General features: G+C 73.8%; 10 protein-coding genes and 1 tRNA gene. 5 read left to right on the top strand and 6 right to left on the bottom strand.

All coding sequences use genetic code 11. The features are described 5' to 3' along the window. Nucleotides 1-3 precede the first annotated feature (3 nt). Nucleotides 4-588 (top strand): GNAT family N-acetyltransferase, encoded by a 585-nt coding sequence (locus tag FRAQA3DRAFT_RS15605; protein WP_009739995.1) that lies wholly within the window; start codon nucleotides 4-6, stop codon nucleotides 586-588. A gap of 232 nt (nucleotides 589-820) precedes the next feature. Beyond that, complete coding sequence (locus tag FRAQA3DRAFT_RS15600) at nucleotides 821-1,285, top strand: phosphotransferase (RefSeq protein WP_232291627.1); 465 nt, start codon at nucleotides 821-823, stop codon at nucleotides 1,283-1,285. A 13-nt stretch (nucleotides 1,286-1,298) separates the two neighbouring features. Here FRAQA3DRAFT_RS15600 and FRAQA3DRAFT_RS15595 read toward each other — a convergent pair whose 3' ends face one another. Together FRAQA3DRAFT_RS15595 and FRAQA3DRAFT_RS15590 are read right to left on the bottom strand one after the other, a co-directional pair. Further along, on the bottom strand, nucleotides 1,299-2,684 hold the full coding sequence (locus FRAQA3DRAFT_RS15595) for a helix-turn-helix transcriptional regulator (protein WP_083873616.1): 1,386 nt from the start codon (nucleotides 2,682-2,684) through the stop codon (nucleotides 1,299-1,301). Nucleotides 2,685-3,032: 348 nt separating this feature from the next. Next, a tRNA-Lys gene (locus FRAQA3DRAFT_RS15590) sits at nucleotides 3,033-3,105 on the bottom strand. 694 nt (nucleotides 3,106-3,799) lie between these two features. On the opposite strand from FRAQA3DRAFT_RS15590, the gene FRAQA3DRAFT_RS15585 reads away from it, so the two are divergent. Together FRAQA3DRAFT_RS15585 and FRAQA3DRAFT_RS15580 are read left to right on the top strand one after the other, a co-directional pair. Then, entirely contained in the window at nucleotides 3,800-7,762 is a 3,963-nt protein-coding gene (locus tag FRAQA3DRAFT_RS15585; RefSeq protein WP_009739992.1) for an ABC transporter ATP-binding protein, read from the top strand. A 116-nt stretch (nucleotides 7,763-7,878) separates the two neighbouring features. After that, the gene (locus FRAQA3DRAFT_RS15580; protein WP_009739991.1) at nucleotides 7,879-8,214 is read left to right on the top strand and encodes a hypothetical protein; all 336 of its coding nucleotides are present in this window, start codon (nucleotides 7,879-7,881) and stop codon (nucleotides 8,212-8,214) included. 29 nt (nucleotides 8,215-8,243) lie between these two features. On the opposite strand, the gene FRAQA3DRAFT_RS15575 is transcribed toward FRAQA3DRAFT_RS15580, so the two are convergent. From FRAQA3DRAFT_RS15575 to FRAQA3DRAFT_RS15565, 3 genes are all read right to left on the bottom strand, one after another. Continuing rightward, the gene (locus tag FRAQA3DRAFT_RS15575; RefSeq protein ID WP_009739990.1) at nucleotides 8,244-9,131 is read right to left on the bottom strand and encodes a hypothetical protein; all 888 of its coding nucleotides are present in this window, start codon (nucleotides 9,129-9,131) and stop codon (nucleotides 8,244-8,246) included. Between the two features lie 260 nt (nucleotides 9,132-9,391). Beyond that, nucleotides 9,392-11,119, bottom strand: a complete 1,728-nt coding sequence (locus FRAQA3DRAFT_RS15570) for a phospholipase D-like domain-containing protein (RefSeq protein ID WP_198287097.1) — start codon at nucleotides 11,117-11,119, stop codon at nucleotides 9,392-9,394. Nucleotides 11,120-11,394: 275 nt separating this feature from the next. Beyond that, nucleotides 11,395-13,218, bottom strand: coding sequence for a TerD family protein (locus FRAQA3DRAFT_RS15565; protein ID WP_009739988.1), 1,824 nt, complete (start codon nucleotides 13,216-13,218; stop codon nucleotides 11,395-11,397). Between the two features lie 175 nt (nucleotides 13,219-13,393). On the opposite strand from FRAQA3DRAFT_RS15565, the gene FRAQA3DRAFT_RS15560 reads away from it, so the two are divergent. Next, nucleotides 13,394-14,161 carry a polysaccharide deacetylase family protein gene (locus FRAQA3DRAFT_RS15560; RefSeq protein ID WP_009739987.1) on the top strand — a complete coding sequence of 256 codons (768 nt, stop codon included), beginning with the start codon at nucleotides 13,394-13,396 and terminating at the stop codon, nucleotides 14,159-14,161. 4 nt (nucleotides 14,162-14,165) lie between these two features. On the opposite strand, the gene FRAQA3DRAFT_RS15555 is transcribed toward FRAQA3DRAFT_RS15560, so the two are convergent. Next, nucleotides 14,166-14,963: an isocitrate lyase/phosphoenolpyruvate mutase family protein gene (locus tag FRAQA3DRAFT_RS15555; protein WP_009739986.1), complete on the bottom strand. Its 798-nt coding sequence runs from the start codon at nucleotides 14,961-14,963 to the stop codon at nucleotides 14,166-14,168. Between the last annotated feature and the right edge of the window lie 32 nt (nucleotides 14,964-14,995).

Here is a 14,995-nt window from a genome sequence, read left to right as displayed (position 1 = left end):
AATATGATCACGACTGCGGGCGGCGAGGAGGTGCTCGGCGGGGCCGAGCCCCTCCGCTACCGCCTGGCACGCCCCGAGGACGATGAGATCATCGCGACCATCGACGGATCTTTCACCTCGAACTCCGTCTTCGAGGTGACGGCGACCGGCGAGGGATTTTCGATCTGCGAGAAACCGGTGGCCCCCCCAATCCACAAGGTATTTCCGGTGGAGGACGCTGACGAAGAACAGGAGGGCGACGATCCCGCGCTGATCCGGACGATCGTCGCCTGCGCCGGAGAAGAACTGTGCGGGTTCGTCGAGGCCTCCTTCGATCCCTGGAATTCGCGCCTCACCATCTGCGACATCGAGGTATCCCCTGACCATCGCCGGCGAGGGGTCGGCCGCACCCTGATGAACCATGCATTCGACTTCGCGCGGGAGTGCGGGGCGGGCCATGTCTGGCTCGAAGTCACCAACATCAACGCCCCTGCGATCCGGGCCTATCTCCGCATGGGATTCACTTTCTGTGGCCTCGACATCCTGCTCTATGAAGGCACCGAATCGGCTGGTGAACGGGCCCTGTTCATGAGCAGACAGCTCCCCTGACGACCGAGAATCCCCGTCCTCCGCCCTCCGTCCTCCGGGTCGAGCAGCACGTGAGCGATCAGGCCCAGGGGCGCCCAGGCTGGGTTGCCCTCGCCTCCATGGCGCAGGAGGTGCCCCCATGGTGAACCATCCTTGTCGGGGTTACCGGCAGTCCGGTCCACTCGCCGCCCTGAATCCTCCGGCCGGGCTGGGGCTGCCAGCGTTCTCTCCGTTCGACCGATCGCGGCGGCGCTTGCTTGACTCCGGTCATCTCGATGACGCGGACAGGGTTTTCCTTCTCGACCGGATCGACCGCCTCGACGCTACTTATGGGCGGCTGCGGTTCGTACTGCCCGCCGGTCCGATTCATGGGGATGCCAATGTCGGGAACCTGCTCCACGACGATGCCGGCCGGCCGGTGCTGATCGACCTGGACGGGTTTGCGACCGGGCCGCGGGAATGGGATCTGATTCTGACCGCCATCTACTTCGACCTGTACGGCTGGCACACCGCGGAGGAGTACACGGCGTTCGTCGACGGCTGCGGCTTCGACGTGATGGCCTGGGAGGGTTATCCGGTGTTGCGTGACGTCCGTGAGACAGCAATGGTCGCGTGGATGGCGCAGAACGTCGGCCAGGACGATGCCACGGCGGCCGAGTTCACCAAACGGATGCAGGCGCGGACCGGGAGCAGCCGGCGGGACTGGGCGCCGTTCTGATCGAAACCAGGGGCTATGCGGCGGCGGGGGTCCACAACCGGTGGGCGGCGGCCTGCTGGTTGAACTCCCGGGCGATCGTGCTGTTCCCAAGCTTGGTCAACCGGGTGCGGAACTCCTGCACGTAGGCGGCGCAGCGGGCGGATTTCAACTGGTCGCCGATCGCGAGGGCCTGCAACGCGACCCGGCAGGCGGGTTCGGGGTCGTCGTGGTCCAGGTGGGCGTCGGCGAGGACCATGGCGGCGAAGAAGTCACTGCGGGGGAATGCGCCGTCCGCGTTGGCTCCGACGGACCGGCCGGCCCAGGTGCGGGCTCCGGCGGCGCGGCCCAGATCGCGCAAGCAGTGGCCGAACTCGGCGGACAGTTCGGCCTCGTCGAAGTAGCCGATCCGCGCCGGGTCGTCGACGGGGTTGCGGCGGCCGAACTCGCGCTCCGCGGCGCTCAGAGCGGAGTCGCAGGCGGCGGCGTCGCCGAGCCGGGCGTGTGCGCGGGCTTCCATCGCGTGGAACTGCGCGGTCAGCGTCGGCGTGGCCACTCCGGCGGTGCCGGTCGCGGAGGCACGCGCGAGGTTCGCCGCGTGCCGGTACTCGCCGAGGAACGACGCCTGGTGGCTCATGGCGGACAGCACGCTTCCGGCCAGCATCCGATCCCCGCCGGTCTGCGCGACGTGCAGCGCGGGGACGAAGTACCGCTGGGCCAGGCCGTGCAAGCCGGCGTCGTAGGCCATCCACGCGGCGAGCAACAGTGCCTCGGCGACTGCGGAGAACAGCCGGGGGCCGACCTCGGCGCTGTACCGGCCGCGCATCATCGCCTCGACGTCGGTGGACAGGAACGCCACGAACGCCCCGCGGGCGTGCCCACCGCCGTACCGGTTGTCCAGGTCGGCGAACATGGCGGTGGTGGTCTGCAACGCCTCCACGTCGGCCAGGCCGACCCGGCGGCCCGTCGACGGTTCCCGGGTGGTCCGGTCCGTGGAGTGCAGGAGCCAGTCAAGCGCCGTTTCGGTCCACAGGGTCGGGTCGACGGACGCGGCCCCTGCCTGCTCCGGCTGGTCCTGGTCGGCGCGCCACAACCGGACGAGCACATCCACGCCGGTACCGACGGTCCGGGGCCGGGCGGCGGGAACGTCGGGAAGCAGGCGGAGTTGCTCACCGCAGGCGGGCAGCGGACCGGCGGGATCGGCGCTGGCCAACCCGAGACGTTCGCGGGGGATGTCGAGTCCCTCGGCGAACTTCTCGAAGGTCTCCAAGCTGGTGATCTGCCGCTTGCCGTTGAGAATGAGGCTGATCGTCGGCTGCGGGACGCCGGTCATGGTGGCGATCTGAGGTTGGGATGCGCCGGTCCACCGCTTGTAGATCGTCAGGATTGCCTGCATGTCGCGCTCGGCGAGAGCGGCGGCCATGTCGGGCCGGTCCCAGAGGCCCGCAGGGGCGGTGGGGAGCGGGCGTCGTCGGGTCATGGCGGGCCCGGCGGTGCGCGCTGGCCTGGTGGAGCTGTGGGTGTGCGACCCGAAGGGCGGGATGGAACTCGCCTTCGGCAAGACGATGTTCTCCCGCGGACCGCAAGGACGACAGAGAGGAACTCGCGGGCTGACCGTGTACCCAAACGAACCGCTGGCGCCCCGGACTGCTGTGTACCTTGCGGTGGCCGGGGCGTCTGCCGTCAAGGCAAACTGGACCAGGGTGCAGCAGTGGGTACAGAGATCACTTCTTAGGGGCCACCGAGAGTCATATGACCTGGTAGAAACGGGTGCGCCGTCAGGGACTTGAACCCCGAACCCGCGGATTAAGAGTCCGCTGCTCTGCCAATTGAGCTAACGGCGCGTTGCCTTCGCGTTCCCGTGATGTTCCCGCGTCGACATGGAGAACTCTACCAGGCGCTGCGGGGAAGTGGTCGGAGGGGTGGGTCGGACCGGGCGGGCGGCGGCAGCCCGGGCGGCGGCGGGGCCGTCCGGAGGGTGGTGGCGGGACCGCCCGGAGAGTGATGGCGAGGCCGTCCGGAGAGTGATGGCGCGGGGCAGGCCCGAGGCGGTGCGTGACCCGGGTCCGGGGCGGGGTGTGGTCCGGGACCGGACCGGTCCGGGCATCAACCGGGTTCCGGGGATGTTTCGCTGATAGACATAGCTGGCCGCGATCGGGTGCCGCGCGACGTACGGTCGGGGCGGGTGGTGGCGGTCGGCGCAGATGCGCCCCGCGCCGCCCGCGGCCCGCAGGCCCGGTACCGCCGCCTGCGCCCGTGCCCGGCCGGATCCGTCGGAACCTGCTGACCTGGAGGTCCACCGCGAGCCCCGAAGCATCTTCAGCCGAGACGCCCCGCCTCGCCGGCGAGGCGTCTCGCTCCGCGCACCCCGCTGCCGATCCGCCGCAACCGCAGGGATCGAAGCTTCCGCGCCAGAGCCGTCGCCGCGCCCCGGCAGCGAAGAACCCGCCCCCGGCGACGAGCGGGAGCCCGGTCACCGCGGACACCCCGCAGCGCGACCAGCCGGACCGCTGGCTGCGCCGGCTCGGCCGGCAGGTGATGGTCTACCGCCGCGACGTGATCCTCGCGTTCGGCGCGGCGCTGCTCGGCACGCTCGTCACCGCCGCCGTCCCGCTGGTCGAGCGGCAGGTCATCGACAACGTCGTCGTCACCCACCGGCACTCGCTGACCCCGTACCTGATCGTGCTGCTCGCCGCGGGCGTGGTCATCTTCGCCGCCGCGTTCGTGCGGCGCTATGTGGGCGGCCGGCTGTCGCTGAACGTCCAGTACGACCTGCGCGACGAGGTCTTCAGCACCATCGAGCGGCTCGACGGCGTCCGGCAGGACCAGGTCTCCACGGGCCAGGTGGTCAGCCGGGCGATCTCGGACGTCGGCGCCATCCAGGGGCTGCTGTCCTACCTGCCGATGATCGTCGGCAACCTGGTGCTGTTCGTGGCGTCGCTGATCGCGATGGCGTGGCTGTCGCCGCTGCTGACCCTCATCGCCCTCGCGATGGGGCCGGCGCTGTTCCTGCTCGGCTTCCGGGCGCGGCGCACCGTGTTCCCCGCCACCTGGGCGGCCCAGCAGCAGGCCGGCGAGGTCGCGGGGGCCGTCGAGGAGGCGGTCGCCGGCGTCCGGGTGGTCAAGGGCTTCGGGCAGGAGTCGCGGGAGCTCGACCGGCTCGCCGGGCACGCCCGGACGCTGTTCGCGCTGCGGATGCGAGCCGTGCGGATCACCAGCCGGTTCGGCGCGGCGATGCAGGCCGTGCCCGCGCTCGGGCAGGTCGCCGTGCTGGCGCTCGGCGGCTGGCTGGCGCTCACCGACCGGATCACCCTCGGCACCTTCCTCGCCTTCAGCACCTACCTCGGCGCGCTCATCGGCCCGACGCGCACGCTCGCCGGGCTGCTCACCGTCGGCCAGCAGGCCAAGGCCAGCATGGTGCGCATCTTCGAGATCATCGACTCCCACCCGGCGATCACAGACCCGCCGGACGCCACCGTCCTCGGCACCGCCCGCGGGCTGATCGAGCTCGACGGGGTGACCTTCGGCTACCAGCCGTCGCGGCCGGTGCTGTGCGACATCAGCCTGCGCATCTCCCCGGGCGAGACGGTGGCCCTCGTCGGCACCTCCGGCTCCGGCAAGTCGACGATCTCCCAGCTCCTGCCCCGCTTCTACGACCCGCAGGCCGGCACGGTCCGCCTCGACGGCCACGACGTCCGCACGCTGACGCTGGCCTCGCTGCGGGCCCAGATCGGGGTGGTGTTCGAGGACAGTTTCCTGTTCTCCGACACGGTCCGGTCGAACATCTCCTACGGCCGGCCGGACGCCACCGAGGACCAGATCGTCGAGGCGGCCCGGGCGGCGCAGGCGGACGGCTTCATCCGCGACCTGCCGAGCGGCTACGACACCGTCGTCGGCGAGCAGGGCCTGACGCTGTCCGGCGGCCAGCGCCAACGGGTCGCGCTCGCCCGTGCCCTGCTTTCCGACCCGCGGGTGCTGCTCCTCGACGACGCCACCTCCGCGATCGACGCCCGCATCGAGGCCGAGATCCACGCCACGCTGCGCGAGGTCATGCGGGGACGCACGACGCTGCTCATCGCGCACCGCCGCTCCACCCTGCGCCTGGCCGACCGGATCGCGGTGCTCGACGCCGGCCGGATCGTCGACGTCGGCACCGAGGACGAGCTGGCCGCCCGCAGCCCGCTGTTCCGCCGGCTGCTCGCCGGTCCCGGGGACACCCTCGCCGAGGAGCCCGAGCAGGCCGAGCAGGCACAGGCCGACGGCCCGCAGCCCGGCACGCCCCCCAGCCCGGTCGCGGCCGGCGACGGCCGAACCCAGGACGGCGTCCCGGGGATGGTCAGCGCCGCCGGCGGGGGCCGCACCTTCACCGGCGTCGGCGGCGGGCGGGCCCTCGGCGGGTCGCCGTCGGGCCGGGCGTTCGGTGGGGGACCGTCGGGGCGGGCGTTCGGCGGGGGTGGCGCGTTCGGTGACATGCCGGCGACGCCCGAACTGCTCGCCAGGGTCGACGCCCTGCCGCCGGCCCAGGACGATCCGCGGGTCGACCAGGCCGCCGCCGCGGCGCCCGACCCGGACTTCACGCTGCGCCGGCTGCTGTCCTGGGTGCGCGTCCCGCTCGTGGTGGGGCTGCTGCTGGTCGCGCTCGACGCCGTCGCCGGCCTCACCGTGCCGGCGCTGGTGCGCCACGCGGTCGACGCCGGCGTGAGCGCGCAGGCGCGCGATGTGCTGTTCGCCACCGCGGGCGTCGCGTTCGCCGTCACCCTCGCCGACTGGCTGATCCAGGTGTGGCAAACCCGGGTCACCGGGCGGATGGGCGAGCGGCTGCTCTACGTGCTGCGGGTCAAGACGTTCGCGCAGTTGCAGCGGCTCGGGCTCGACTACTACGAGCGCGAGCTCGCCGGGCGAATCATGACCCGGATGACGACCGACGTCGACGCCCTGTCGACGTTCCTCCAGACCGGCCTGGTCACCGCGATCGTCAGCCTGCTGTCCTTCTTCGGCGTGCTGATCGCGCTGCTGCTCCTCGACGCCCAGCTCGCCCTCGTGGTCATCGCCGTGCTGCCGGTGCTCATCGGGGTGACGGTGGTGTTCCGGCGCCGCTCGTCGGCCGCCTACACCGAATCCCGGGAGCGGGTCAGCGCCGTCAACGCGTCCCTGCAGGAGAACCTGACGGGGCTGCGCGTCGCGCAGGCGTTCGGTCGGGAGCAGGTCAACCAGGAGCGGTTTCGCGGGCTCGCCGACTCCTACCGGCGCTCGCGGATGCGGGCACAGCGGATGATCGCCCTGTACTTCCCCTTCGTCGAATTCCTCTCCCGGATCGCGGGCGCCCTCGTGCTGGGAATCGGCGCGCATCTCGCCGTGCACGGATCGCTGTCGGCGGGTGCGCTGCTCGCCTTTCTGCTGTACGTCAACCTGTTCTTCTCGCCGGTGCAGCAGCTCTCCCAGGTGTTCGACGGCTACCAGCAGGCGATGGTCGGCCTGCGCCGGTTGTCCGACCTGCTGCGCACCCCGACGTCGACGCCGCCGGCCGCGCACCCCCGCCCGGTCGGCCGCCTGTCCGGCGAGGTGGTACTGGACGACGTGCACTTCGCCTACAACGTCGCCGGCGCCGCGGCGGGCACCGGCGGGGCGGCCGGGGAGGGCGGGGCGGCCGGGGAGGGCGGCACGCAGCGCGCGGCGGGGAACGCCGTCGACGGGGTGAGCCTGCGCATCGCCCCCGGCGAGACCGTCGCGTTCGTGGGCGAGACGGGCGCCGGCAAGTCCACCGTGGTCAAGCTCATCGCCCGGTACTACGACGTCACCGGCGGGGCGATCCGGATCGACGGCGTCGACCTGCGCGAGTTCGACCTGTCGGCCTACCGGCGCCGGCTCGGCGTCGTGCCGCAGGAGCCGTTCGTGTTCTCCGGTTCGATCCGTGACGCCATCGCCTACGCCCGGCCCGACGCCGCCGACGACGAGGTGCGGGCCGCAGCCCGCGCGGTCGGCGCCGACACGTTCATCGACGCCCTGCCCGACGGCTACGACCACCCTGTCGGCGAGCGGGGTCGCGGACTGTCCGCCGGGCAGCGCCAGCTGCTGGCGCTCGCCCGCGCCGAGCTCGCCGACCCCGACATCCTGCTGTTCGACGAGGCGACCGCCGCCCTGGACCTCGCCACCGAGGCGGCGGTCACCGCCGCCGCCGAGGCGGTCACCACCCGGCGGACCACGATCGTCATTGCCCACCGGCTCACCACCGCCGCCCGCGCCGACCGGGTGGTGGTGATGGCCGACGGCCGCGTCGCCGAGCAGGGGACGCACGCCGAGCTCGTCCACGCCGGCGGCCCCTACGCCCGCCTGTGGGCGGCCTTCACCGCCGACACCGAGCCGACCGACACCGAGCCGACCGGCGCCGAGCCGACCGACACCGAGCCGACCGGCGCCGAACCCGGGCCGCCCGTCACTGAACTCCCCGTCGCCGAGGCGCCCGAGGTGTCCGGGATCGCGGACCATTCCGTGATGTCATGATTCGACTCCCCGCCGGTGGGGATGCCCTTCGGAGGGCGGACGGAGCGTCCGCCGGTCACCCTGCCGGTCGGCGCCGAGGCGGCCGGGACGGCGACGTCCATCGGAGGAGGGGACTCATGACCACGAACGGTCTGGTGACCACGAACGGTCTGGTGGTTGACGTCGCATGGCCGGAGTTGCCTCGCGGTATCGCGGGCCCCGACGAGCTCGCCGATCAGCTCGACGCCAGCCTGCGTGACCGGGCTGGCATCACCTCCGTCAACCAGCACGGCCTCGCCGTGCACGTCTACCGGCCGCAGGAGGTCGAGGCGCTCGCCGCCGACCTCGCCGACAAGCTGTCCATCATCGGCATGTCCGACCGCACGTACCTGTCGTGGCGCGACGAGCTGGGCGTGCACCGGCGATCGGTGACCGGGCGGCGGATGGCCACGACCGGCCGCCGGGTCACCTGAGCCGGCGCCGATCGTCGCGGCCGTACCAGCTAGGCCCGCGGTGGGCGCCCGCCCTGCGCGCCGGCCATCCGCTGCCCGTCCCCGCTGCCGGTGCCGCTCCCATCGGTGCCGTCCCCGTCGGTGCCGTCCCCGTCGGTGCCGTCCCCATCGGTGCCGGAGTCCCGGTCACCACCGGTGCCGTCGGCGTCGGGCCGCTTGAGGGTCTCGTGGGCGATCGCCGTGCCGTAGCGGACGGCGCCGGGGGAGGGCACCGGGCAGGCAGTCATCGGCGGCTGGACCAGCGGGCAGAAGTGGGTGCCGTCCGGGCTGCGCACCGTGACCAGCCCACCGGGGCCGCAGGTCTCCCCGGTGACGCAGGGCAGCGTCGTGGTGAACCGCCCGTCGGCGGTGATCGTCCGGCTGGCGGGGGCGACGCGGGTGCGCTCGTGGGTCGCGGCGATCTGCCGCCACACCCGGTCCAGCGGGGTCAGCCCGGCGGCGTCGACCACCTGGTCGCGCCGGGGCGGGGCCTCGACGAGGACGACCTCGGCGCCCCGGCCGGTCAGCAGCTCGACCGCCCGGGTGACATCCTCCCGGTAGGCTGTCAGCAGGTCCCGTCCCTGCATGCACGGCGTCCACTGGTTACCCGAGAAGGCCAGCGCGGCCACGGTCGGCCGCCAGCGCCGGGCCTGGTCGCGGATGTCGGACAGCCAGTCGCAGGCGGCGGTGCCGCCCCAGGTGCGCACCAGCACCTCGCTGTGGCCGTCGGCGCGGACCGTCCGGCTGAACGCCGTACCCGCCTCCCAGGCCAGCGAGTCGCCCCACATCGCCACCCGCGGGCGGTCGTCTGAGGTGCGGTCCACCGCCACCGCTCCCGCCACGAGCACGATCGCGACGACGAACAACCAGCCGATCGGGCCCAGCCGTCCGATCCGCACCCTCCGCCCTTCCTCGATGCGCCCCGCCCGCGGCGCCCTCCTGGCACCGCCCGCCCGCCGCGCCGCGGATCCCGCGCCGGGCGGGCATACCGCGGGCGGGCATGCCGCGATTCCGATGCCGGGCGGGCATCGACCGACATCCCTCCATGGTGCCTACCGGCCGGCGCGATCGCAGCACTAGTCGCGTATCTACCGCTCCGTTGGGTGTGCTCTGGGTGGCACGTGGGTGGCACGGGTGGCGTGGATGGCGTGGGTGGCCGTCACCACTCGCCCGCGGCGCGCATCCGGTGCGGCCGGCCGTCGGGGTCGTAGACCGAGTGGTACAGCGGGCCGGACCAGGCCCGGCTCAGGCGGCTCAGCCGGGCCGGGCTGTGCGGACGGACCCGACCCGGCGGCCGGTCCCCGACCCGCCCGCCGGCATGCCAGGCGGCCAGGTCCTCGGCGCGGGCGCGAAACGCCGCGAAGCCGGTCTCCGGGTCGAGCAGCTCGTCGTCCGGGCCCTCCCAGTCCAGGTGCTCGCGCCACAGCCGCAGCCGCAGGTCGCGGGCGAAGACCCGGGCGCCGTCCCCCAACCCGGCCGGATCGCGCGGCTCGCGCGGATCCAGCGTGTCGTCGATCGTCGCGACGGCCAGCTCGCTGTCGTGCGTCCACGACCGGCGGTTGAGGTTGTCCGAGCCCACCGACGCCCACACGTCGTCGACCGTCACCGCCTTGGAGTGCACGTAGACGGGGGTGCCGGCATGGTTCTCGACGTCGTACACCCCGACCCGGTCGCCGCCGGCCGCCCGGCACAGCTCCAGCGCCTGCTCCCGGCCGACCAGGTTCGGTGGCAGCGAGAACCGCCCGCCCTGGGTGGGATGGCGCGGCACCACGATGATCAGATACAGCTCCGGGGAGCGGCGCAGCGCGTCGGCGAACAGCCGGGCGACCTCGGTGGACCACATGTACTGGTCCTCCAGGTAGATCAGCCGACGGGCGCGGCGGAGCACCTTCTGGTAAGCGCGGGCGATCGAGCGTTCGCCGGCGCGGGCGAACGGGTAGGGCGGGCGTAGCTTGCGGGGGTAGGTCCGCAGGATCTGGACGTTGTGCGGGCCGGCCGCCGGCGGATCGGGCTGCTGGGGCGGCAGCTCGTCGGTCCGGGTCGCCACCGGGCGGATCCGGTAGAACAGCCGCCGCAGTGGGTTCGGGTTGTCCAGGCTCGACGGGTCGTCCCACCGTTCGCGGAAGGTGTGCTCCAGGTCGCCGACGGCCGGCCCGCGCACCTCGACCTGGATGTCATGCCAGGGCGGGGCGTCGCCGTAGGGGGCGGCCATCGGCTGGCTCTGCGGGTCGCCCGCGTGGGCCGCGTCGTCGCGCCGGTTGTAGCACAGGTCGATCCCGCCGGCGAAGGCCACACCGGCCGCCGGCTCGCCGCCGGGGCGCGCAATCACCAGTTTCTGGTGGTGCGAGCCGCCACGGCGCACCCGGTGATCAAGCACGACCTGCGCGCCGGAGCTGGTGAGCTGCTCCGCGAGCAGCCGGTTCGGTTTCGAGCTGAACGACAGCAGCTCCAGATGGGAACGCCACATCAGACCGCGGACGGTCACCCCGCGCCGGGCCGCCCGGCCCAGCACCTCGCCAACCTCGGAGCCGGCGCCGTCCAGGCGCTGGTCGAGGTCGCCGCGCCAGTCGGTGAACAGCAGCAGGTCGCCGTCGCCGAGTCCCTCGACGGTCTCCAACAGGCGGGTGAAGTAGTCCCGGCCGTGCACGAGCGGCACGACGAGGTTGCCGGTGGTCCACGGCCGGCCGTCGGGATGGCGCCGGTCCAGGTCCGTGCTCGGATTGCCGCGCTCCTCGGACGTCAGGAACCAGACCGCGAGCACCGCCGTGCTGTCCGCCGCGGACCCGGCTGGCCCGCCCGGCTCGCCGTCCCCGGCGGGCGGGACGGTCGGCGTCGGCTGCGCCGGCAGGGTCTCCGGCGCCGGCGGGGCGACCGGAACCGGTAACACGCCCGGCGCCGCAGTCGTGCCGCCACTCCCCACCACTGCGGCACCCCCTGCCACTGCGGCACCCCCTGCCACTGCGGCACTCATTGTCACCGCGTCACTCGCCCCCACCGCGTCACTCGCCCCCACCGCCGACGCATCTCCCGCCTGTGCCATGGATCCGCTCACCGAGCCCTTCCCCCGGGATGCAACCGCCATTCCCGGCGAGTCAACCGATTTCCCGCCAGCCGCCAGCCGACGGTGACCGTCCGTCGTGTCCTGCTCGCCCGCGGGCGCCGTCAGATCCGCGCGCCCTTGGCGCGGTTGCACCGCCGGCACAGCAACTGCAGGTTGTTGACGCTGGACGCGCCGCCGCGGCTGAACGGGATCACGTGGTCGAACTCCAGGTGCTCGCCGCCGCCGCACTCGACGCACACCCCGCCGTCGCGCCGCCACACCTCCGCCTTCACCGCCTGCGGGATCGCCCGGCTCGCCCGACTGCCCGGCGCGATGACCTGGCGCCGGGCGACCCGCAGGATCCCGGCCAGCACCGCCGCGACGTACTGCGGGTCGTCCACAAGGTAGCTGCCCGAGCCGCGGGTGGTGGTGGCGGCGAGGTCGACGCACCCGCCCCGCGCCTCGACCTCGACGATCTTCGACAGGCCGAGCTCGGCGCCCCGCCCGGTCTCGCCGAGGAAACGCAGCTTGCGGTTGGTGGCCAGCAGCCGACCAGGGGCGTGCCGGGGGCCGGCCGCCGCCTGCTGGACCAGGGTGGCAGCCACGTCGAGGTGCACGATCTCGTCGAGTTCGAGGTGCAGGGAACCCGCGGGCAGCCGGGGCAGCTCGCCGGCGCCGATCCGGGTCAGCTCCAGGCCGCGGGCCAGGCGGTGGCGCAGCGCGTCCAGACCCGGGCCGGCCAGGCGCAGCCGCCGCGCCGCCGCCTCGATCCGGTCGACCTCGTCCTGCTCGATCACCCCGTCGGCGAACGCGAACGCCGTCAGCCGCTCCAGGTGCGCCTGCCCGACGGCCTGGACGATCTCCCAGCCCGCCGACTCCGGAATCCGCTGGTAGCGCAGGTCGTCCCACAGCGGTTCGAGGTCGGCGCCGGTCGGGTCGTCCCGCGTCAGCGACGACACCACCCGGGCGCGCCAGTCCCACAGGTACGCCCGGATCGCCTGCGCGCACTCCTCGCAGGCCGGTGGCCCGCCGAGCAGCCGCCACCGCTTGCGCGCGCCGCACCGTCCGCACCTCGCGTCCGACTCCGTGAGGATCGGCGTGGGCGGACCCTGCCAACGCTCCCCGTCCCACCAGCGCATGTGGTCCGGGCGCACCGGATCGGGGTACCAGTCGGCCCGGATCCGTCTCGCCGGACGCGGCGAGCTCGATGGCGCCTCGACCTCGATCTCGGCCTCGATCTCCGCCTCGATCTCGGCCTCGGCGTCGGGAGTGGTGTCCGTGTCGACTTCGGGCAGCACCTGCGTGGGCTCCTCACCGGTCGGGTCGTAACCGGTCGGGTCGTAACCGGTCGGGTCGTTGCCGGTGACGTCGGAGCTGGCCGGGTCGGAGCTGGCCGGGTAGGAACTGGTGGGGTCGTCGCCGGTGGGGTCGTCGTCGCGGACGTTGATGCCGAAGCTGCGGGCGAGGCCGGCGAGGCCGCTGTCCCAGCCCTGGGCGACGGCGCGGAACCGCCAGCCGCCCGCCCGGCGGTAGAGCTCCCCGAACACCAGCGCCGTGACCGGCTCGTCGGGTTCCGCGACGAACCGGGCCACCGGCCCCCCGGCCTGGTCGGTCAGCTCGACGGCGAGGCCGGCCAGCTCGGCGAAGGTCCCCGCGTCCAGCGACCCGGCGATCACGATCCGGCTCACCGCCGGCTCCACCCGGGGTAGCGTCACCACCAGGCCGGCTGTCCCGGGGCCCGCGGCCGTCAGGGCGACCGCGCCCGAGGGGTGGCTCGGCGCGTTGAAGAACACGAAGTCGCCATCGGAGCGGGCCCGCTCCTCGTCGGTGACGAGGACGGCGCAGACGTCCACCGCCCGACCCGGCGCCCAGGAGACCGCGACGCGCAGCACCCCGGCGGGGACGGGGGTGTTCGCGCCCTTCTGCAGGGTCGGGGCCAGGGTCATGGGCCTTCCGCGGGTCGGGGCGGCGACGGCCGACCGCCACCGGCGGCTGCCGTCGACACGTCTGCGTGGAAGGAATGTATGCCGATCGGGGCCGCACGCGGCCGGTCCTGACATATCGGGCCGGCAGTTGGGTCGCGCTGGGGGCACGGCGGCACGTGTGGCAGAGTTTGGCGTCATGACGCGGTCCGTCACGACGCGCGGGTCCACAGTGGGACGCCGCGCCGCCCGCACTGCGGTGGCGCTGAGTGCCACGGCAGGGCTCACCTACGGCCTGCCGTCGCTGGCGACCCTGCGCCGGCTGCGGCTGCGGGTCACCCCGACCCTCGCCGGGGTCGGCGCCGCCGACCACGTCGCGCTCACCTTCGACGACGGGCCCGACCCCGTCTCGACCCCCCAGTTCCTCGACGTGCTCGCCGAGCTCGACGTCCAGGCGACGTTCTTCGTCCTCGGCAGCCTGCTGGCGGGCTCACCGGCCCTGGCCCGGGAGATGGTCGCCGCCGGGCACGAGCTCGCCGTGCACGGCTGGGACCACCGCCCGATGCTGCTGCGCGGCCCGCGCTCGACCCGCGACCAGCTCGTGCGCACCCGCGACCTGGTCGCCGAGGTCACCGGCCGCGCTCCGCGTTTCGTCCGGCCGCCGCACGGCATCCTGTCCGCCGGACTGCTCGTCGCCGCCCGCGAGCTGGAGCTGACGCCGGTGCTGTGGTCGGCGTGGGGTCGGGACTGGACGGCCGAGGCGACCCCGCGCAGCGTCCTGGACACCCTCGCCCCCGACCTGCGCGGCGGCGCCACCGTGCTGCTGCACGACTGCGACTGCACCTCGGCGCCCGGCGCCTGGCGCAGCGCGCTCGGCGCCCTGCCGGAGATCGCCGCCCGCTGCGACGACGCCGGCCTGCGCCTCGGCCCCCTCGCCGAACACGGACTGCCCACCTCCGAGCGCTGACCGCCTACCAGGAGCGGACGATCCCACGCCCCGCCTCGGCGTCCGGCCAGAACGACGGGGCCGCCCCGTCGAGCAGCTCCTGGACCGACCGGCCGAGCGCGCCCAAGGCGGCGACGGCGAGCGCGCCACCGGTCGAGATCCGGGCGGCGCCGAGCTCGGCCAGCTCCGCCACGCCCGGCCCGCCCGGCATCAGCAGGACGTTGACCGGACGGTCCAGCTCCGCCAGCAGGCCGCGGATGTCCGCCGCGCGGCGCAGCCCCGGGGCGTAGAGGACGTCCGCGCCGGCCTGCTGGTAGCGCTGCAACCGGTCGATCGTGTCGGCGAGGTCGTCCCGGCCGTGCAGGTGGTTCTCGGCGCGGGCGGTGAGCACGAGCCGCCCGGCCGCCGCCTCGACCGCGGCGGCGATCCGCTCGGTGGCCAGGCCGACGTCGTGGATCGAGCCCTGCCGGCCACCGGTGAAGTCCTCGATCGAGCACCCGGCGAGCCCCGCGACCACCGCCGCCCGCACCGTCGCCGCGACGGCGGCCGGCTCGGCGCCGAAACCGTTCTCCAGATCGGCGGAGACGGGCACGTCCACCGCCGCGACAAGCGCGGCGGCGTGCCCGAGCGCCTCGTCGCGGGTCACCGAGCGGTCGAGTCGGCCGAGGGTGCCGGCGAACCCGCTGCTCGTCGTGCCCACCGCCTGAGCGCCGACCGCGGCGAGCACCCGAGCCGTCCCCGCGTCCCAGGCATTCGGCATGATCAGCGGCGCCCCGGGCCGGTGCAGATCGCGGAACCGTTCGGCCCTCGCAGCGGCAGCCATCACGGCGCCGCAACCCCTCGGACTCCGGTCCG

It is taken from the genome of Frankia sp. QA3 (genome assembly GCF_000262465.1).
Taxonomy (GTDB): domain Bacteria; phylum Actinomycetota; class Actinomycetes; order Frankiales; family Frankiaceae; genus Frankia.
Note: the sequence above shows the minus strand (reverse complement) of the source record. Positions and strands in the feature narration are given on the sequence as shown.

Excerpts from the sequence above, each read along its gene's own strand:
- FRAQA3DRAFT_RS15605 (WP_009739995.1), top strand. The coding sequence starts at position 4 with ATGATCACGACTGCGGGCGGCGAGGAGGTGCTCGGCGGGGCCGAGCCC.
- FRAQA3DRAFT_RS15585 (WP_009739992.1), top strand. The coding sequence starts at position 3,800 with ATGGTCTACCGCCGCGACGTGATCCTCGCGTTCGGCGCGGCGCTGCTC.
- FRAQA3DRAFT_RS15565 (WP_009739988.1), bottom strand. The coding sequence starts at position 13,218 with ATGACCCTGGCCCCGACCCTGCAGAAGGGCGCGAACACCCCCGTCCCC.
- FRAQA3DRAFT_RS15560 (WP_009739987.1), top strand. The coding sequence starts at position 13,394 with ATGACGCGGTCCGTCACGACGCGCGGGTCCACAGTGGGACGCCGCGCC.
- FRAQA3DRAFT_RS15555 (WP_009739986.1), bottom strand. The coding sequence starts at position 14,963 with ATGGCTGCCGCTGCGAGGGCCGAACGGTTCCGCGATCTGCACCGGCCC.
- FRAQA3DRAFT_RS15580 (WP_009739991.1), top strand. The coding sequence starts at position 7,879 with ATGACCACGAACGGTCTGGTGACCACGAACGGTCTGGTGGTTGACGTC.
- FRAQA3DRAFT_RS15595 (WP_083873616.1), bottom strand. The coding sequence starts at position 2,684 with ATGGCCGCCGCTCTCGCCGAGCGCGACATGCAGGCAATCCTGACGATC.